18 protein-coding genes and 1 riboswitch are annotated in these 17,933 nt (G+C 72.4%); of the genes, 11 read left to right on the top strand and 7 right to left on the bottom strand.

Annotated elements, in window-relative coordinates:
* Positions 1–89 precede the first annotated feature (89 nt).
* From AC1DQF_RS02175 to AC1DQF_RS02160, 4 genes are all read left to right on the top strand, one after another.
* Positions 90–1,457, top strand: coding sequence for a rhodanese-like domain-containing protein (locus AC1DQF_RS02175; protein ID WP_477523569.1), 1,368 nt, complete (start codon positions 90–92; stop codon positions 1,455–1,457).
* A 99-nt stretch (positions 1,458–1,556) separates the two neighbouring features.
* Positions 1,557–2,096, top strand: coding sequence for a DUF5994 family protein (locus AC1DQF_RS02170; protein WP_477523568.1), 540 nt, complete (start codon positions 1,557–1,559; stop codon positions 2,094–2,096).
* Positions 2,097–2,203: 107 nt separating this feature from the next.
* Complete coding sequence (locus tag AC1DQF_RS02165; RefSeq protein ID WP_477523567.1) at positions 2,204–3,406, top strand: DUF2157 domain-containing protein; 1,203 nt, start codon at positions 2,204–2,206, stop codon at positions 3,404–3,406.
* Positions 3,407–3,409: 3 nt separating this feature from the next.
* A complete protein-coding gene (locus tag AC1DQF_RS02160; RefSeq protein ID WP_477523566.1) occupies positions 3,410–3,913 on the top strand; it encodes a GDYXXLXY domain-containing protein in 504 nt (167 codons plus the stop codon).
* A gap of 1 nt (position 3,914) precedes the next feature.
* Here AC1DQF_RS02160 and AC1DQF_RS02155 read toward each other — a convergent pair whose 3' ends face one another.
* The 6 genes from AC1DQF_RS02155 to AC1DQF_RS02130 form a co-directional block, all read right to left on the bottom strand.
* Positions 3,915–4,418, bottom strand: a complete 504-nt coding sequence (locus tag AC1DQF_RS02155; RefSeq protein ID WP_477523565.1) for a DUF6174 domain-containing protein — start codon at positions 4,416–4,418, stop codon at positions 3,915–3,917.
* 49 nt (positions 4,419–4,467) lie between these two features.
* The gene (locus AC1DQF_RS02150) at positions 4,468–4,743 is read right to left on the bottom strand and encodes a MoaD/ThiS family protein (protein WP_477523564.1); all 276 of its coding nucleotides are present in this window, start codon (positions 4,741–4,743) and stop codon (positions 4,468–4,470) included.
* Between the two features lie 27 nt (positions 4,744–4,770).
* Positions 4,771–6,048: a threonine synthase gene (thrC, locus tag AC1DQF_RS02145; RefSeq protein ID WP_477523563.1), complete on the bottom strand. Its 1,278-nt coding sequence runs from the start codon at positions 6,046–6,048 to the stop codon at positions 4,771–4,773.
* A 10-nt stretch (positions 6,049–6,058) separates the two neighbouring features.
* Positions 6,059–6,191: riboswitch (SAM riboswitch) on the bottom strand.
* A gap of 71 nt (positions 6,192–6,262) precedes the next feature.
* Positions 6,263–7,108 (bottom strand): trehalose-phosphatase, encoded by an 846-nt coding sequence (gene otsB, locus AC1DQF_RS02140; RefSeq protein ID WP_477523562.1) that lies wholly within the window; start codon positions 7,106–7,108, stop codon positions 6,263–6,265.
* A gap of 70 nt (positions 7,109–7,178) precedes the next feature.
* Positions 7,179–7,721, bottom strand: a complete 543-nt coding sequence (locus tag AC1DQF_RS02135; protein ID WP_477523561.1) for a LytR C-terminal domain-containing protein — start codon at positions 7,719–7,721, stop codon at positions 7,179–7,181.
* Positions 7,722–7,728: 7 nt separating this feature from the next.
* Positions 7,729–8,037 (bottom strand): DUF3263 domain-containing protein, encoded by a 309-nt coding sequence (locus AC1DQF_RS02130; protein ID WP_477523560.1) that lies wholly within the window; start codon positions 8,035–8,037, stop codon positions 7,729–7,731.
* Between the two features lie 152 nt (positions 8,038–8,189).
* Here AC1DQF_RS02130 and AC1DQF_RS02125 point away from each other — a divergent pair, with 152 nt between their 5' ends.
* Positions 8,190–9,629, top strand: a complete 1,440-nt coding sequence (locus tag AC1DQF_RS02125; protein ID WP_477523559.1) for an alpha,alpha-trehalose-phosphate synthase (UDP-forming) — start codon at positions 8,190–8,192, stop codon at positions 9,627–9,629.
* A gap of 34 nt (positions 9,630–9,663) precedes the next feature.
* Here the strand turns inward: AC1DQF_RS02125 and AC1DQF_RS02120 are convergent, their stop codons facing one another.
* The gene (locus tag AC1DQF_RS02120) at positions 9,664–11,220 is read right to left on the bottom strand and encodes an FMN-binding glutamate synthase family protein (protein WP_477523558.1); all 1,557 of its coding nucleotides are present in this window, start codon (positions 11,218–11,220) and stop codon (positions 9,664–9,666) included.
* Between the two features lie 75 nt (positions 11,221–11,295).
* Between AC1DQF_RS02120 and AC1DQF_RS02115 the strand changes: the two genes are divergently transcribed.
* From AC1DQF_RS02115 to pdxY, 6 genes are all read left to right on the top strand, one after another.
* A complete protein-coding gene (locus AC1DQF_RS02115; protein ID WP_477523557.1) occupies positions 11,296–12,576 on the top strand; it encodes an alpha/beta fold hydrolase in 1,281 nt (426 codons plus the stop codon).
* Between the two features lie 27 nt (positions 12,577–12,603).
* Positions 12,604–13,947, top strand: a complete 1,344-nt coding sequence (locus AC1DQF_RS02110) for an MFS transporter (RefSeq protein ID WP_477523556.1) — start codon at positions 12,604–12,606, stop codon at positions 13,945–13,947.
* Entirely contained in the window at positions 13,944–15,377 is a 1,434-nt protein-coding gene (locus AC1DQF_RS02105; RefSeq protein WP_477523555.1) for a pyridoxal phosphate-dependent decarboxylase family protein, read from the top strand. Before AC1DQF_RS02110 ends, AC1DQF_RS02105 begins: the two co-directional genes overlap by 4 nt.
* Before the next feature lie 36 nt (positions 15,378–15,413).
* A complete protein-coding gene (locus tag AC1DQF_RS02100) occupies positions 15,414–16,115 on the top strand; it encodes a uracil-DNA glycosylase (RefSeq protein WP_477523554.1) in 702 nt (233 codons plus the stop codon).
* Positions 16,116–16,228: 113 nt separating this feature from the next.
* Positions 16,229–17,002 (top strand): dioxygenase family protein, encoded by a 774-nt coding sequence (locus AC1DQF_RS02095; protein WP_477523553.1) that lies wholly within the window; start codon positions 16,229–16,231, stop codon positions 17,000–17,002.
* A gap of 58 nt (positions 17,003–17,060) precedes the next feature.
* The gene (gene pdxY, locus AC1DQF_RS02090) at positions 17,061–17,912 is read left to right on the top strand and encodes a pyridoxal kinase PdxY (protein WP_477523552.1); all 852 of its coding nucleotides are present in this window, start codon (positions 17,061–17,063) and stop codon (positions 17,910–17,912) included.
* Positions 17,913–17,933 lie beyond the last annotated feature (21 nt).

The raw sequence follows: 17,933 nt of genomic DNA, 5'->3' as shown, positions 1-17,933 counted from the left end.
CACGCACCGCGGTGGGAATCACGCACCACGGTGGGAATCAGCGCAGCAGAGGAAGCACGCGCATCTTCGGAAGTACAGGGGGCAGCACCATGGAGGTCGTCGTCGTCGAGGTCCCGGAGCTCGGGAACCACGCACACCTGGTCCACGACGGGCGCCACGCCCTGGTCGTGGACCCGCCGCGGGACGTCCGCCCGCTCGAGCTGGCCGCGGAGGAGGCCGGCGTCCGCATCACTGCCGTCGCCGACACCCACGTGCACAACGACTACGTCTCGGGCGGTCCGGGCCTGGCCCGGCGCCACGGCGCGGAGTACTGGCTCTCGGCCGACGAGCGCGTGCACGTCGACCGCACCGGGGTGCGCGGCGGCGACATCCTCGGGGTCGGCGACCTGGTGGTCCAGGTGCTCTCGACCCCGGGCCACACGCTGCACCACCAGTCCTTCCTGGTGACCGACCCCGAGACGGGGGCCCGCACCGTCTTCTCCGGCGGCAGCCTGCTGCACGGCACCGTGGGCCGTACCGACCTCGTCGATCCGCTGCTGAGCCGGATGATGGGGCGGGCCCAGTGGGAGAGCGCCCGCCAGCTCGGTGCCCTCGACGACGTCGTGGGGCTGCACCCGACCCACGGCTTCGGCAGCTTCTGCGCGGCCGCCACCCCGACCGACAGCGTGCACGGCACGATCGGCGACGAGCGCGACGTCAACCCGGTGCTCTGGACCCCGCGCGACTCGTGGGTGGAGACCCTGGTCGCCGGCTTCGGGCCGATCCCGCGCTACTACCGCCACATGGCAGCACTCAACCGGGCCGGCGYCGGCGCGACTCCGGTCCTGCCGCCCGCGGAGGTCGACGAGGACGCGGTCCACGAGGCGGTGCACGGCGGGTCCTGGGTCATCGACCTGCGACCGCGCCACGCCTTCGCCCGCGCGCACCTCACCGGGTCGGTCAACATCGAGGACTGCCCCCAGTTCGCGACGTACGCCGGGTGGCTGGTGCCCTGGGGCGCCGACGTCGTGCTGGTCAGCGACTCCCCCGACGACCTCTCCGCCGGGGTGCACGACCTGGCGCAGATCGGCGTGCCCGTGCGGGCCACGCACCTGCTCGGACCGGTCACCGGATGGGCCGACAGCACCGACTACCGCGTCGCCGACTGGGCGACGTACGCCCGCAGCCTGGCGACCCGAGGGGCCGACAGCACGGTGACGCTCGACGTGCGCCTCGACGCCGAGTACCACGCCTCCCACCTGCCCGACTCGTTGCACGTCCCGCTGCACGACCTCGACGCAGCGATCCCGCGCCTGCCGTCGGGCCAGGTCTGGGTGCACTGCCGCAGTGGGTTCCGGGCCGCCATCGCGGCCAGCCTGCTGGCCCGCCGCGGCCGCGACGTCGTGCTGGTGACCGACGACTGGGCCGAGATCACCTCGACCGGCCTCCCGACCGTCGCGGGCCGTCCGGCGGCCTGATCGCGGCGCGCCGTCGCGCCACCGGGCCGTAGGGTGGGCAGGGACGACCCGTCCACCGCCTCCGCCGGAGCCCGGCCACCGGTCGAGAAGGCGGTCGCCATGTCGACGCCCATCCCGCCCCTTCCCACCGTCGCACCACCTGCGCGGGCCGCCGCACCGCAGACCGCGCCCCCCGTCGTACGAGGCTCGGTGCGGCTTCGCCTCGTGACCACCACGAGGCCGGGCAACCTCGACGGGGGCTGGTGGCCCCGCAGTCGCGACCTGGCCACGGAGCTCGTCGACCTCGCCGACCACCTTCCTGCCCACCTCGGCCGCCTCACCCACGTGCAGTGCTCCGGGTCGGACTGGGACGGCACCGTGGAGCGGGTCCCGGTGGGCGGACGGACGGTGACGGTCGTCTCCCGGCCCCACGACACCCACCACGTCGACCTGGCGACGGAGCGGACGACGCTGCGCCTGCTGGTGGTCCCGCCCGGCTTCAACGACGCGGACGGCGAGGAGGCGCTGCTCGCCGCCGCCACCCCCGGGAACAACCACTCTGCCCGCGACCTGCTGAAGGCCGTCACCGACGAGGCCGACGTCGACCCGCGTGACCACTGGCGTCACGACGGCACGGCCGGCTGGGGCGACGCTCGCTGACCCGATGACCTGAGGCCGGTGCTCGCGTCGACGGATGGCCCGATGGGACCGCCCAACTGGGACCTCGTACTCATGTGCGGGCGCTCCGACGCGACCATGCTGGGGCCATGACCACCTCGACCCCGCAGCGGGAACCCCACGACCACCGTCGCGACGCGACCCCGGTCCAGCTCGGCTGGCTTCACCGGGAGCTGGACGACTGGCAGGCCGCCGGCATCGTGGACGCCGACCAGGCGGCCGCCATCTCCGGTCGCTACCGCACGGTCGCGGCGACCCGGCGCTTCTCGCTCGGACGTCTCCTCCTCGCGCTCGGCGCCGTCTTCGTCGGCGTCGGACTCATCTGGCTGGTCGCGGCCAACCTCGACGAGCTGCCGCCCCTGCTGCGCTTCGCGGTCGTGGCCGCCTTCTGGCTGGCCTTCCTCGTGGGCGGTGAGCTGCTCGGACCCCGACAGTCCCCCGCCGTGCTCGGTGCGGTGCGCCTGCTGGCCGCCCTGACCTTCGGCGCGACCATCTTCCAGGCCGCCCAGTCGATGCAGGTGCCGGCCTACGAGCCGCTGCTGCTCGGGCTGTGGTCGGCGGGCACGCTCCTGCACGCCTACCTCACCCGGGCCGTGATGCCCCTCGTCGTCGGCATCTCCACCGGTCTGGTGTGGTGGATCTGGCAGCCCCTCGTGCACTCCGGGAGCGGGGCCGGCGCCGTGCTGGCCATGGGGACGGCATCGGTGCTGGCCGTGTCGCTGGCCGTCGTGCACGACCGCGGGCTGCTCCGGTTCGCGTCCGTCTGGCGCACCGTGGGCTGCGCCCTGGTCATGGTCACCCTCTTTGCGGCAGCGATCCCCTTCACCACCACCGACGGCTTCGAGTGGAACCTGTGGCTGGTCCTCGAGCTGGCCGCAGCCGGCGTGGCCACCGCCGGCGCTGTCGTCCTCGCCCGGGGGAACGCCCGCTGGGAGCCGCTCGCAGCAGTCGGCATCCTGGTCTTCTCGGTGCTGATGGTGCTGTGGGACACCGGGACCGACACCTCGACCGTGGGTCCCGAGGACTGGGCCCACGCGGCGGTCGGCGTAGCGGCGTACGTCGTGGTCGCCGTCGGGCTCGCCGTCCTCGGCACCCTGCGCGACAACCCCGTGCTGACCGTGATCGCCATGATCGCGCTCGTCGTCTTCACGACCTTCCAGAGCTTCGCGGTCTTCGCCGCGATCATCCAGGGCGCCTGGCTCTTCGTCGTCCTCGGCCTGGTGTTCCTGGGCACCGGGTTCCTCTTCGACCGCGCCCGTCGCGGGATCTCCGCCAACCTCGAAGGAGCCTGAGTCATGAACCGCGTGCTCACCGTCGCCGTCGTCGCTGCCAGCCAGGCCCTCCTGGTCGCCGTGGCCGTCGCACCGCAGATCTCGGCCCGGACCACCGGCGAGACGCACACCTTCCGCGTCGAGCCCGTCGACCCGATCGATCCCTTCCGCGGGGCCTACGTCACCCTCGGCTACCCCGACCTGGCGCCCGACCCGTCGTCGAGCGGCCGGGGCGACCAGGGCGGCCAGGGGGCCCTGGACGACGGGGAGAGCGGCACCGTCTACGTCACGCTCGCCGAGAAGGACGGGCACAGCGTCGCCCGGGACTACCTGCGGGAGCGGCCGGACTCGGGCGACTACCTGACCTGCGACGACTCCGGCTGGCAGCTCCGCTGCGGCATCGAGAGCTGGTTCCTGCCGCAGGACGAGGCCGCCGCGATGCAGCAGGCGCTCCGGGACGGGGCGGTGGCCGAGGTGCGGATCGACTCCCGTGGCCACGCCGCGCTCATGGACGTCCGCGCGGAGTGACTCAGCGGGCCGAGAACCGGACCCGGTACGTCACCTCGTCGTCCACGGCACCGGCGACGTTGTCGACCGTGATCTCCCGCGGGAGCCCCTGCCTCGTCCAGGTCACCTCCACGGAGTCGGCCCGCGCCTGTGCCTGGCGCAGCATCCGGAAGAGCCGGTCGGCGCCGTAGCCCTTGACCCGGCGCACCTGCGGGTCGTCCTCGATCGTGGTCACCAGCTGGGTGCCGTCGTCGTACACCTCGGTCCGCAGCGCCGGTCGCGGCGCACAGAAGCAGGAGATGCTCACCCGGGTCACGTACTCCTCGATGCCGCGCGACCGCCACCGCTCCCACGCGCGCACGAGCTGGGTGTCGTCGCCGGCGCGCGGGACGAAGGGCTCGACCGGGATCGGCACCGGGTCGGCGTCCGCGCCCGCACGGGCCGTCGCGGGGGTCAGGGTCAGGACGCTGGCCAGCAGCACCGCAGCGGCACCGCCCGTGGTCAGGCCTCGGGTCGTCAGGATCATGGTGCTCCGACGTGCCCGACCCCGTGGCCGGTTCCGAACGACATCTCGGTCAGCCGCCGGCGACGGCCGGGATGACCGAGACCTGGGTGCCGTCGGGCGTCGCCGTGTCGAGGTTGTCGAGGAAGCGCACGTCGTCGTTGCCGACGTAGACGTTGACGAACCGGCGCAGGGCGCCCGCCTCGTCGAGGATGCGGCCCCTGATCCCCGCGTAGCGGGCGTCGAGGTCGTCGAGCACCTCGGCCAGGGTCGCGCCCGAGGCGCTCACCTCGGACTCGCCGCCGGTGTAGGTGCGCAGGATGGTGGGGATGCGGACGGAAACGCTCACGGGTGGGATCTCCTCGTGGGGTGCGGGTCAGACGATGCCGGCGGCCGTGAAGGCACCGTACGACGGGTCGATGGTGGCGCGGGGACCCACGTGGTCGGCGACCGCGTCGAGGGTCTTGAGGCCCATGCCGGTGTTGATGACGACGGTCTCCAGGCTCGGGTCGAGCTGGCCGCTCTCGACGAGCTTCTTGAGCACCCCGACCGTCGTGCCGCCGGCGGTCTCGGTGAAGATCCCCTCGGTGCGGGCCAGGAGCAGGATCCCCTCGCGCACTTCGTCGTCGCTGATGTCCTCCACCGCGCCACCGGTGGCGCGGCAGATGTCGAGGACGTAGATGCCGTCGGCGGGGTTGCCGATCGCGAGGCTCTTGGCGATGGTGYCCGGCTTGACCGGGCGGATCGCGTCCACGCCGGCCTTGTAGGCCACCGAGACCGGCGAGCAGCCGGTCGCCTGGGCGCCGTACACCTTGTAGGGCGTGTCCTCGACCAGCCCGAGGGTGAKGAGCTCCTGGAAGGCCTTGTGCACCTTGGTGAGCTGGGACCCGGAGGCGACCGGGATGACGATCTGCTCGGGCAGCCGCCAGCCGAGCTGCTCGGCGATCTCGTAGCCCAGCGTCTTGGAGCCCTCGGCGTAGAAGGGACGGACGTTGACGTTCACGAACGCCCAGCCCTCCTCCTCGCCGGCGATCTCGGAGGCGAGCTTGTTGACGTCGTCGTAGTTGCCGTTCACCGCGACGAGGTTGTCGGTGTAGACGGCCGAGTTGACCTGCTTGGGCTTCTCGAGGTTGCTCGGGATGAAGACCACGGTCTTGATCCCGGCGCGGGCACCGGCGGCGGCGACGGCGTTGGCCAGGTTGCCGGTGGAGGGGCAGGCGAAGACCTTGGCGTCCAGCTCGATGGCCGCGCTCAGGGCGCAGGCCACGACGCGGTCCTTGAACGAGTTGGTCGGGTTGGTCGAGTCGTCCTTGACCCACAGGTTGTCGATGCCGAGCTCGCGGCCGAGGTTGTCGGCCTTGAGGAGCCGGGTGAAGCCGGGCTCGGTGTTCCTGCTCTGCTCGATGTCGTCGGGCACCGGCAGCAGCGCCTTGTAGCGCCAGATGTTGCGCGGCCCGGCGGCGATCTCCTCGCGGGTGACCGTGGGGAAGTCGTAGGAGACCTCGAGGGGGCCGAAGCACTCCGGACAGGCGTAGAACGGACCGAGCTCGACCTCGTGGCCGCACTCGCGGCAGGCGAGGGCCCGGGCGTTGCCGAAGGCCCCCTCGCGCAGCGTGTGGCCGGTGGTGGCGGTGTTTTCCGCGACAGCAGTCATGACGTCCTCCTTCTCATCGACCCCGGGCGGCTTTCGCACCGGGACGGAATTGGCACCGTTTCCGCGACTGCCGCTGTGGCAGGAGGTTCGCGGCGGTTGCCGGGACGTCGTAGGGCCGTTCCCTCAGTCCCTCGTGATGAGGTCTCTAGGTTAGACACGGCGTCTCAGCATGTGCACATCGAGTCCACATGCTGGAGCGGGTGGGGGGATCGCCTCAGACGGCGAGCGCGGACACGTCCGCGGTGAGCTGGCGCAACAGGTCGAGCACCCCGTCCGGGCCCGGTACGACGACGTCGGCCAGCGGCACCAGGGCCGACTGCTCGTCCGACGCGGCGGCCACCAGCAGCGTCGGCAGGCCCTGCTCACGCAGGGCGGTGACGGCCTCGAAGGCTTCCACGTCGCCCAGGTCGTCCCCGGCGAAGAGGAACCCGCCGGCCGACTGCTCGCGCACGAGGGTCTCGACCGCGTGCCCCTTGTGCATCCCGTCGGAGCGCACCTCGATGACGTTGCGGCCGGGCTCCACGACCAGACCGTGCTCGGCCGCGAGCTCGCGCATGGGCGGCAGGAGGCGCTCGAAGGCCGCCGAGGCGTCCTCGAGCCGGCGGGTGTGCACCGCGACGGCCAGGCCCTTCTCCTCCACGTGGGCCCCGCCGGCGTCGGCCCGACGCAGCAGGCCCGGGAGCTCGCGCTCGAAGGTGGAGAGCCCGTGCGGCGGTCGGGGCGAGATGACGCGGCGGCTGGTCGAGGACCAGCGCTCGTTGCCGTACTGGCCGAACAGGAAGAGCTGCTTGCCGTGGTCGGCGATCGCGTCGCCCACCTCGTCGAGGCCGCCGAGGGCCAGCGCCTGGCGGGCCGGGCGACCGGTGACCACCGCGATGGCGCGCACGACGTCGCTCAGCGCGACCAGGACCTCGGGCGCGTCGGGGTGGATGTGGGCCTCGCTCGGCTCGTCCACGATCGGCRACAGCACGCCGTCGAAGTCGAGGCCGACCACGACCTGGTCGGCGGCGGCCACCAGGGCGTCGTACCGGTCACGTGCTGCGGGGGAGGTGAACTCCATGGTCCTCAGCCAACCACGGATCGTTGAACCAGGGACAACCCGATCGACCCGTCGGGGTGGACGACCCGCGTCAGGCCGCGTCGGCGGTGAGGATGATGGTCAGCCGGTCCATGCGCATCGGCTCGACCGCGGGAGCGGTCCGCTGGATGCCCAGGTCGAGGGCGAGCAGCTTGGCGGCGGCCTCGAGGCGCGCCGGGTAGTAGACCGTGGAGGCCGGGATGATGCCCTGCCAGTTGTCCTCACCGACGACCTGCCAGCCGACCTGGGTGGCCTTGGCGGCGGTGCCGGCCGCGAGCCCCCTGATGCCCGAGTTGTTGTAGACCTCGACGTAGACCTCGCCCCGCTTGACCTGCGGCTTGGGCTTCTTGGTGGGGGTGGGCGCCGGAGCCGGCGGGACCACCTCGGGAGCGGGCGTCTCGGTGACGGGGGCCGAGGCGGTGGTGACCTTCTCCTCCGTCGGCTCCTGGTCGGAGGTGGCGACGAAGGCGAAACCGGCCATCGCCACGGCGATGATGCTCAGCATCACCAGGGGCGAGGGGAAGGCCACGCCGCGCTCGTCGCGACGCAGGCGGGCCGAGGAGCGAGGAGACCGGGACGGGGAAGAGGCGGTCATCGCTGGATCAGAGCTCGAAGCCGAGGCGTCGGGCCGAGCGCTGGCGCTGGCGGGAGGCGCGGAGGCGACGGAGCCGGCGGACCAGCAGCGGGTCGGCCTCGAGGGCCTCGGGCCGGTCGATGAGGGCGTTGAGCACCTGGTAGTAGCGCGTCGAGGACATGTCGAACTTCTCGCGGACGGCCTGCTCCTTGGCGCCGGCGTACTTCCACCAGTGCCGCTCGAACTCGAGGATGTCGCTGTCGCGCTGGGTCAGGCCCGGGGCGCTCTGCTCGCGACCCGGCTCGTGCGCGCCGGGCTGCTGGACGGCGTCGGCCATGTCGGTCTCCTTCGAAGGACTGCTGTGACACCACTGTAGGTGACGAACCACAGCGATGTCATTCGCTCGCGGCGAGTCGCGCCGGCTTGCGGCGCTGCGGTGCAGTAACGACCCCCCGGAGGGGTGCTGCGCGGCTCGCTAGGGTGAGCGGTGTGACCACTCCAGGCCGCGCCGACCTCGTGATCGTCGCCAACAGGCTCCCCGTCGACCGCGTGACCAACCCCGACGGCAGCACCGGCTGGCGACGGTCCCCCGGCGGTCTGGTGACCGCCCTCGAGCCGGTGATGCGCGCCAACGACGGCGCCTGGATCGGCTGGCCGGGCTCCCCGGACGACGACCTCGAGCCCTTCGTCGAGGACGGCCTCCAGCTGGTGCCGGTGCACCTGAGCGCCCGCGAGATCGAGGAGTTCTACGAGGGGTTCTCCAACGGCACCCTGTGGCCGCTCTACCACGACGTGGTCGCCAAGCCGGAGTTCCACCGCGAGTGGTGGGACTCCTACGTGACGGTCAACCGGCGCTTCGCCGAGAAGAGCGCCGCGGTGGCCGCCGAGGGCGCCACGGTCTGGATCCAGGACTACCAGCTCCAGCTGGTGCCGCAGATGCTGCGCGACCTGCGACCGGACCTGCGCATCGGCTTCTACCTCCACATCCCGTTCCCGCCGGCCGAGCTCTTCAGCCAGCTGCCGTGGCGTCGCCAGATCCTCGAGGGGCTGCTCGGCGCCGACCTCATCGGCTTCCAGCTCGCCGGCGGAGCGGGCAACTTCGTGCGCCTGGTCCGCCACCGGGTCGGCCACAAGACCCACCGCGACCTCGTCTACCTGCCCGACGGCCGGAGCGTGAAGGCCGCGGCGTTCCCGATCTCCATCGACACCGCCGGGTTCGAGGAGCTCGCCCGGTCCGAGGGCGTCCAGGAGCGGGCGGCCGAGATCCGCGAGGCCCTCGGCAACCCCCGCAAGGTCTTCCTCGGCATCGACCGCCTCGACTACACCAAGGGCATCGTGGCCCGCCTCCGCGCGTTCGGCGAGCTGATCGCCGAGGGCAAGCTCGACGTCGAGGACGCGGTGTTCGTGCAGGTCGCCACGCCGTCGCGCGAGCGAGTGGAGCAGTACCGGATCCTGCGCGACGACATCGACCGGCTGGTGGGCCGCCTCAACGGCGACCTCGGCCAGATCGGCAAGCCGGCGATCTCCTACCTCCACTCCTCCTACCCGCGCGAGGAGATGGCCGCGCTCTACCGGGCGGCCGACATCATGGTCGTCACGCCCTTCCGCGACGGCATGAACCTCGTCGCCAAGGAGTACGTCGCGTGCCGCTACGACTCCGACGGCGCCCTGGTGCTCTCCGAGTTCGCCGGCGCCGCCGACGAGCTGCGGCAGGCCTGGCTGGTCAACCCCTACGACATCAACGGCATCAAGCAGGCACTCCTCGACGCGTTCCACGCCGAGCCGAAGGAGACGACCCGACGGATGCGGGCCATGCGCAAGACGGTCGTCGAGCACGACGTCTCCTCGTGGGCCGGGAAGTTCCTCGACGAGCTGGCCGCAGGACAGCTCGAGCACGACAAGAGCGTGCGGCCCGCCCGCCGGAGCTGACCCGCCCCGGCCGGGCGACCCCCACGCGATCGGCTCAACGGGTGGTCGGGTGCGGCAGCGGCGACTGGCCCTGCGAGGTCATGATCTCCTCGATCGTGGCGCGCAGGTCGGGACCGATGGCGCCCCAGTCGTCCTCGTACCCGTAGACGTCGTGGAGCTGCTCGGTCGAGCGCTGACCGGCGAGGATGTCGACGTCCCACGGCGTGATCAGGCCGGGGTGCACGACACCCACGGCCTCGGACACCTTGAGCAGGTCGCGCCTCAGCGAGCGGATGTAGTTGGCGGCACGCACGCTCTTGAGCTCGACGTCGAGGCCGAAGGTGTAACGAGGGTTCTGGGTGGCGATCCCGACCGGGCAGTGGTCGGTGTGGCACTTCTGGGCCTGGATGCAGCCGATCGCCATCATCGCCTCGCGCCCCACGTTGACCATGTCGGCGCCGAGCGCGAACGCGACCACGGCGTTCTCGGGGACGCCGAGCTTGCCGGCGCCGATGAAGGTGACGTCGTCGGTGAGGCCGGCGGCGGCGAAGCGCCGGTAGACCTCGCTGAACGCGATCCGGAACGGGTAGGCCACCGAGTCCGCGAAGATCATCGGCGCCGCGCCGGTACCGCCCTCGCCACCGTCGATGTTGACGAAGTCGACGCCCCGCCCGCCGGCGGCCATCGCCTCGACCAGCTGGTCCCAGAGCGTCATGTTGCCGACCGCCGACTTCACGCCCACGGGCAGCCCGGTGGCGTCGGCGACGGTCTCGACGAAGTCGAGCATCGAGTCGACGTCGTCGAAGACCTCGTGGCGGCTCGGCGAGGCGCAGTCCTTGCCCTCCGGGATGCCGCGGATCTCGGCGATCTCGGCGCTGACCTTCTCCCCCGGCAGCATCCCGCCGAGCCCGGGCTTGGCGCCCTGGGAGAGCTTGATCTCGATGGCGCGCACCGGGGCCGACTGCACCAGGTCGACCAGGCGCGACAGCTCGAAGCGACCCCGGTCGTCGCGGCAGCCGAAGTAGCTGGTGCCGATCTGGAAGACGATGTCCCCGCCGTTGCGGTGGTACGACGACAGGGCGCCCTCGCCGGTGTTCTGCAGGCAGCCCGCCATGGCCGCGCCCTTGTTGAGCGACTCGATCGCCTTGCCGGACAACGAGCCGAAGCTCATCCCCGAGATGTTGACCACCGAGGCCGGGCGGAAGGCGTGGCGGCGCCCCCGGGCGGCGCCCATCACCTTGGCGCTCGGCAGCGCGATCTCGTCGTCGGCGTGGGGCAGGGTCGCCGCGCCCGGACCCATGAAGGTGCGGTGCTTGATGATCGGGTAGCCCTCGACGTGCTCCATGTCGTTGTCGGTGCCGAACCCGAAGTAGTTGTTCTCCAGCTTGGAGCTGGCGTAGATCCAGCTGCGCTGGTCGCGGCTGAAGGGCCGCTCCTCGTCGTTGCTGGTGACGATGTACTGCCGCAGCTCGGGTCCGAAGCGCTCGAGGAAGAAGCGCAGGTGACCCACGACCGGGAAGTTGCGGAGGATGGCGTGACGGCGCTGGGTGACGTCGTGCACGACCGTGYCGGCGACGGCGGCCGCCCCGAGGGCGGCGAGGTTCCACTTCATGGGTCGTGTCTAGCCGGACGCCGCCCCCGGGGCAACATCCCCCGGGGCGTGGTGACCCGGCGTATCTTTCGCCCCATGGACCTCCTCCCACCGAAGCCCGACCAGCTGGTCGCGGCGGCGGGCAACATCGCCCACAAGGTGCTGTACGGCGGACTCGCCGACCTGCGGCCGATGCCGCGCACGCTGATCGACGACGGAGAGCTGCGCGAGGTCTACCACTACCGACCGGCGGCCGCGGTCCGTGAGTCCGGCGACCCGGTCCTGCTCGTGACGCCGCTGGCGGCGCCCGCACTCTGCTACGACCTGAGGCGGGGCTGCTCCCTGGTGGAGCACTTCATCTCCCTCGGCCGGCGCACCTACCTCGTGGAGTACGGCCAGGTCTCGTTCCGCAACCGCACCCTCGGCATGGAGCACTGGGTCGACGAGGTCCTCCCCCGCGCGATCCAGGAGGTCTCGGCGCACGCCGGTGGGCGACCGGTGCACGTGGTCGGCTGGAGCCTGGGCGGCATCTTCGCCATGCTCACCGCGGCCGACCAGCCCGACCTCCCCATCGCCTCCCTCACCGTCCTCGGCTCCCCCGTCGACGTGAAGAAGGTTCCGCTGGTGGCGCCGGTGCGACCACTGCTCAACTTCACCGACGGCCGCGGCCTGCTCACGCGCAGCTACCGCGCGCTGGGCGGGGTCCCGCAGCCGCTGGTCAACTGGGTCTTCACCGCCGCGTCGGCGCAGAAGGTCGTCACCAAGCCGATCGCGGTGCTGACGCACCTCGACGACGCCGACTACCTGGCGCAGCTCGAGGCGGTGGACCGCTTCATGTCCAACATGATCGCCTACCCCGGCCGGACCTTCGGTCAGCTCTACCACCGCTTCGTCAAGAACAACTCGCTCGCCCGCGGGGCCATGCAGCTCGGCGACCGGAGCATCGAGCTGTCGGCGATCACCGCGCCGGTCCTGGTCTTCGGCGGCGCCAACGACGGCATCGCGCCCGTGGCCGCAGTACGCCCGGTGCTGCCGCTCCTCAGCGGCTCGCAGGAGGTGCGCTTCGAGATCGTCCCCGGCGGACACCTCGGCATGCTCACCGGACGCGCCGCGCGGGGCTCGACCTGGCGGGTGATGGAGGAGTGGATCGAGCAGTGGTCGAGCGACGAGCCGCCCGCGCGGGGGACGAGGAAGAAGCAGTCCGCCACGAAGAGCCTGGCCAGCAAGCGGACCACCGCCCCCAAGAAGCCGCCCGCGATCCGCAAGACCACGACCCGCCGGCCCCCCTTCCGTGGCGTCACCCCCTCCTCCGACGCCATCGGCGCCAACCCGGACCGCCGCTACGGATCGTCCGGGTCGCGCTCGCTCGGCACCTGAACGGCGCGGCGGCCCTAGAGTCGCGCCATGGAAGAGACCCGCGCCCTGCCGCGCAGCGTGCGCTGGGGCTACGGGTCCGGCTCGGTCGCCACCGGCGCCTTCGGCACCGTGCCCGGCCTGATGCTGCTGCCCTACCTCACCGACACGCTCGGCATCGCAGCGCTCTGGGCGGGCCTGATCGTCTTCGCCCCCAAGGCCTGGGACGTGCTGCTCAACCCGGTCGCCGGACGGATCAGCGACCGCACCGTCGACCCTGCGGGGCCGCGCCGGCCCTGGTTGCTGCGGGCCGGGGTGATGCTCGCGGGCGCGTTCGCGCTGATCTTCGCCGGACCCGACCTGGACTCGCGGGTGCTCGAGGCCGGCTGGGTGCTGGTCTTCTTCGTGCTGGCCGCGACGGCGTACGCCTTCTTCCAGGTGCCGTACGTCGCGATGCCGGCCGAGATCACGTCGTCGTACGACGAGCGGACGCGGCTGATGACCGCCCGCGTCGCGATCCTCGCCTTCACGATCATGCTGGCCGGGGCGACCGCGCCGGTGATCCGCGACGCCGTCGGCGGCCGGGACGGCTACCGGGTGATGGGCGTGGTGATGGCGGTCCTCATCGCCGTCGGCGTCATCGCGGCGTACGTCGGGACGCGGCGCGCGCCGATCGGGGCGGTCGCGGCGGGTGCCGGCTCGCTGCGTGAGCAGCTGCGGATCGTGGGCAGGGCCCGCGACTTCCGGCGGCTGCTGACGACCTTCGTCCTCCAGGCACTGGCGACGGGCTGCATGCTCGCCGGCGTCGACTACCTCGCCACCGACGTGCTCGGGCGGACCGGCGCCTCGACGATCCTCTTCGTCTGCTTCGTCGGCCCCGCGCTCGTGCTCACCCCCCTCTGGGCGCGGTACGGCGCCCGGGTCGGCAAGCAGCGCGGGTACGTCGTCTCGTCGCTGCTCCTGGCCACCGGGGCGGCCCTCGCCGTGCTGGCACCGGTCGCACCTCCTGCGGTGACGTTCGCGGCGACCGGACTCGTCGGCGTGGGCTACGCCGGCTGCCAGGTCTTCCCGATGGCGATGCTGCCGGACGCCGCCGCGACCGACGCCGCCCGGACCGGCGAGAACCGCGCCGGCGTCTACACCGGGGTCTGGACCGCCGGGGAGACCCTCGGGCTCGCGATGGGTCCGGCCGTCTTCGCGGTCGTGCTGGCCCTCGGCGGCTACGTCTCCTCCGAGGGCGGCGACGTCACCCAGCCCGACTCCGCGGTCACCGCGATCACCCTCGGGTTCTCGCTGCTGCCCGCCGCCCTGACCCTGCTCAGCCTGCTCTGGCTGCGGCGCTACACCCTCGATGCGGACGCCGTCGCCCGCGCGACCACGGAGGCCCCCGCATGAGTCCCTTCGACGAGATCCGCGAGCGCCTGGGCGCGATGCAGGCGGGCGACCTGCCCGTCCACGGCGGCCGCACCCTCGCCTACGTGTACGACGGCGGCGACGCCGAGGTGGACCGGATCGGCCGGGACGCGGTCGCGGCGTACGCCGGGTCCAACGCCCTCGACCCGACCGCCTTCCCCAGCCTGCTGCAGATGGAGAACGAGCTCGTCGGCGTCGCCTGCGGGCTGCTCGACGCCCCCGGGTCGGCCGTGGGGACGGTGACGTCCGGGGGCACCGAGTCGATCCTGCTGGCGGTGCAGGGCGCCCGCGACTCGCGGCCCGGGATCGAGCGGCCGACGATGGTGCTGCCCGCCACGGCGCACGCGGCGTTCCACAAGGCGGCGCACTACTTCGGTGTCGAGGCCGTGCTGGTCCCGGTGGGCGAGGACTTCCGCGCCGACCCGGTCGCGACGGCCGCGGCCATCGACGAGCGCACGGTGCTCGTGGTGGCCAGCGCGCCGTCGTACGCCCACGGGGTCGTGGACCCGGTGACGGAGATCGCCGCGGCCGCCCGCGCGGCCGGCGTGCGCTGCCACGTCGACGCCTGCATCGGCGGCTGGGTGCTGCCGTACGCCGCCCGGCTGGGGCGGCCGGTGACGCCGTGGACGTTCGCCGTCGAGGGCGTCACCTCGATCAGCGTGGACACCCACAAGTACGCGTACGCCCCCAAGGGCACCTCGCTGCTGCTGCACCGCGACGCGTCGCTGCGCAAGCCGCAGTTCTTCGCCTCGGCCGCGTGGCCCGGCTACACGATGCTCAACCAGACGACCCAGTCCACCCGCTCCGGAGGACCGATCGCCGGCACCTGGGCGGTGGTCACCGCGATCGGAGACGACGGCTACCTGCGACTGGCGGACCAGGTCTTCGAGGCCGTCGACCGGATCGTCGCCGTGATCGAGGAGGTGCCCGCGCTGCGCGTCGTCGTACCGCCCGAGTCCACGTTGGTGGCGCTGGCCACCGACGGCTCGTGCGACCCCTTCACGCTCACCGACGAGATGGTCGCGCGAGGCTGGTACGTCCAGCCACAGCTGTCGTACGGCGGCCGACCGGCCAGCGTGCACCTCTCGGTGAGCGCGGCCACGCTCGCCGGCCTCGACGACTTCACGACCGCGCTGCGGGGGTCGGTCGCCGCCGCCCAGGCGGCCGGTCCGGTCGCGGTCGACGAGGGGGTGGTGGCCTTCATCGAGTCGCTGGATCCCGCGACGCTGGGCGACGAGGACTTCGACGGCCTGCTGGCCGCGTCCGGGCTGGTGGGCGAGTCCGCCGACGGGTCGCTCGCCCTGCCGGAGCGGATGGCGGCGGTCAACGCGATGCTCGACGTGGCGTCCCCGGCCATGCGCGAGGCGCTGCTCGTCGCCTTCCTGGACCGGCTGTCGCGACCGGTGCGCTGAGCCTGCCCGTCCCGCTCACCGGCTAGCGTCGGCGGCGTGACGACGTTGCAGGCACTCGTGGACTCCGGACTCGTGGCGGCCGACTGGGCGCAGGCCCTGGCGCCGGTGGAGTCGAGGATCGAGGCCATGGGCCGCTTCCTGCGCGACGAGATCGCGGCGGGTCGCGGCTACCTTCCGGACGGCGACCACGTGCTGCGGGCCTTCCAGCGACCGCTGGCCGACGTACGGGTGCTGGTGGTCGGCCAGGACCCCTACCCGACGCCGGGCCACCCGATCGGGCTGTCCTTCGCCGTGGCGCCCGACGTGCGCCCGGTGCCGCGGTCGCTGGCCAACATCTACACCGAGCTCGAGGCCGACCTCGGGATCGCGAAGGCGGCGCACGGCGACCTCACCGCCTGGGCCGACCAGGGCGTGATGCTGCTCAACCGGGTCCTCACCGTGGCCCCCGGCCAGGCCGCGTCGCACCGCGGTCGCGGCTGGGAGGAGGTCACCGAGCGGGCGATCCACGTGCTGGCCGACCGGGGCGGGCCGTGCGCGGCCATCCTGTGGGGCCGCGACGCCCAGTCGCTCAAGCCGATGCTGGGACCGATCCCGTGGGTCGAGTCGGCCCACCCGTCCCCGCTGTCGGCGTCCCGCGGCTTCTTCGGCTCGCGGCCGTTCTCGCGCGTCGACCGGCTGCTCGAGGAGCAGGGCGGGTCTGCCGTGGACTGGCGGCTCCCGGCGCAACCCCCGGGGTAGCCCTGGGTAGTCCGTGACGAACGGACGCCTCCGGGGGCAGGATCGAGGTCCGACCGTCACGGACTACCCCGCGGGGATGGAAACTATTTGAAAGTTGAACTACTATGGACGACATGACGACCCGGATGCCCGCCCTGTACATCGGCCACGGCGCTCCCCCGCTGCTCGACGACCCCACCTGGTCGGGGCAGCTCGCGGCGTGGGCGAGCGACCTCCCGCGCCCGACCGCGATCCTGATCGTCAGCGCGCACTGGGAGTCCGCACCCGTCAGCCTCAGCGCGAGTGGAGCACCGCTGGTCTACGACTTCGGCGGCTTCGACGCGAAGTACTACCGGATGACGTACGAGACCCCCGACGCCACCGCGCTGGCCCGGCGCATCGCGGGCCTGATGCCCCGCAGCGAGCCGGTCCACCAGCACGCCGAGCGCGGCCTGGACCACGGGGCGTGGGTGCCGCTGCGGATCATGTACCCCGCGGGCGACGTCCCCGTCCTGCAGATGTCGCTGCCGACCCAGGACCCGGTCCGGTTGATGAGGCTGGGTGAGCGGCTCCGGCCGCTGCGCGACGAGGGCGTGCTCATCATCGGCTCCGGCTTCCTCACCCACGGCCTGCCGTTCCTCACCGACTGGAGCCTGGACGCGACGGCGCCCGGCTGGTCGGTCGACTTCGACCTCTGGGCCGCCGACGCGCTGGCCCGCGGCGACGTCGACGAGCTCGCGGCGTACGCGTCGAGGGCCCCGGGGATGCCGTACGCCCACCCGACGGTCGAGCACTACACGCCGCTCTTCGTCACCCTCGGCGCCGCGACGACGCCCGACGAGCCCGGCACCCAGGTCATCGACGGCTACTGGATGGGCCTGTCCAAGCGGTCGCTGCAGGTCGCCTGACCGGCCCCTCGCGGCCCACGGGGCGGCGTCACAGGTCGCGGTCACTAGTCTCACTGGGATGAAGGTCCTCTCGATCCAGTCCTCGGTCGCCTACGGCCACGTCGGCAACTCCGCGGCGGTCTTCCCGCTGCAGCGACTCGGCCACGAGGTGTGGCCGGTGTCCACCGTCGTCTTCTCCAACCACACCGGGTACGGCGCGTGGCGCGGACCGCTGCTCGCGCCCACCGACGTCGCCGACGTCATCACCGGCATCGAGGACCGGGGCGTGCTGGGTGACGTCGACGCGGTGCTGTCGGGCTACCAGGGCGGGGCCGGCATCRCCGACGTCATCCTCGACGCGGTCGCGCGGGTCAAGGCGGCCAACCCGGCGGCGACGTACACCTGCGACCCGGTGATGGGCAACGCCACGTCGGGCTGCTTCGTCGACCCGGCCATCCCCCCGATCATCCGCGAGCGGGTGGTCCCGGCGGCCGACGTGATCACGCCCAACCAGTTCGAGCTCGGCTTCCTGACCGACACCGAGCCGCGCACCCTCGAGGAGACGCTGGACTCGGCGGACCTCGCGATGGCGATGGGTCCCTCGACCGTGCTCGTCACCAGCGTCGAGCGACCGGACGCCCCGGCCGACACCATCGAGATGATGGCGGTGACCCGTGAGGGTGCCTGGATCGTGCAGACCCCGCGCCTGCCGATGAAGGCCAACGGCTCCGGAGATGTGACGGCCGCGCTCTTCACCGCACACCTGCACACCACCGGCTCGCCGGCGCAGGCCCTTGCCGCGACCGTGAGCTCCGTCTTCGACCTGCTGCAGGCCACGCTCGACTCCGGGGAGCGCGAGCTGCGGCTGATCCAGGCCCAGGACGCCTTCGCGCACCCGCGCCTGCAGTTCGAGGTCACGCAGGTCCGCTGAGCGGCGGGCCCTCGGGGCGCG

This window comes from Nocardioides sp. P4_G4, assembly GCF_056401085.1.
The sequence above is the reverse complement of the archived record's forward strand: the minus strand, read 5'-3'. Positions and strand labels throughout refer to the sequence as shown.

Bases quoted from the DNA above. Each gene is read 5' to 3' on its own strand.
- AC1DQF_RS02130 (WP_477523560.1), bottom strand. From the start codon at position 8,037: ATGGCCGACGCCGTCCAGCAGCCCGGCGCGCACGAGCCGGGTCGCGAG.
- AC1DQF_RS02135 (WP_477523561.1), bottom strand. From the start codon at position 7,721: ATGACCGCCTCTTCCCCGTCCCGGTCTCCTCGCTCCTCGGCCCGCCTG.
- AC1DQF_RS02115 (WP_477523557.1), top strand. From the start codon at position 11,296: ATGGACCTCCTCCCACCGAAGCCCGACCAGCTGGTCGCGGCGGCGGGC.
- AC1DQF_RS02165 (WP_477523567.1), top strand. From the start codon at position 2,204: ATGACCACCTCGACCCCGCAGCGGGAACCCCACGACCACCGTCGCGAC.
- AC1DQF_RS02095 (WP_477523553.1), top strand. From the start codon at position 16,229: ATGACGACCCGGATGCCCGCCCTGTACATCGGCCACGGCGCTCCCCCG.
- AC1DQF_RS02170 (WP_477523568.1), top strand. From the start codon at position 1,557: ATGTCGACGCCCATCCCGCCCCTTCCCACCGTCGCACCACCTGCGCGG.
- AC1DQF_RS02155 (WP_477523565.1), bottom strand. From the start codon at position 4,418: ATGATCCTGACGACCCGAGGCCTGACCACGGGCGGTGCCGCTGCGGTG.
- AC1DQF_RS02110 (WP_477523556.1), top strand. From the start codon at position 12,604: ATGGAAGAGACCCGCGCCCTGCCGCGCAGCGTGCGCTGGGGCTACGGG.
- AC1DQF_RS02105 (WP_477523555.1), top strand. From the start codon at position 13,944: ATGAGTCCCTTCGACGAGATCCGCGAGCGCCTGGGCGCGATGCAGGCG.
- AC1DQF_RS02160 (WP_477523566.1), top strand. From the start codon at position 3,410: ATGAACCGCGTGCTCACCGTCGCCGTCGTCGCTGCCAGCCAGGCCCTC.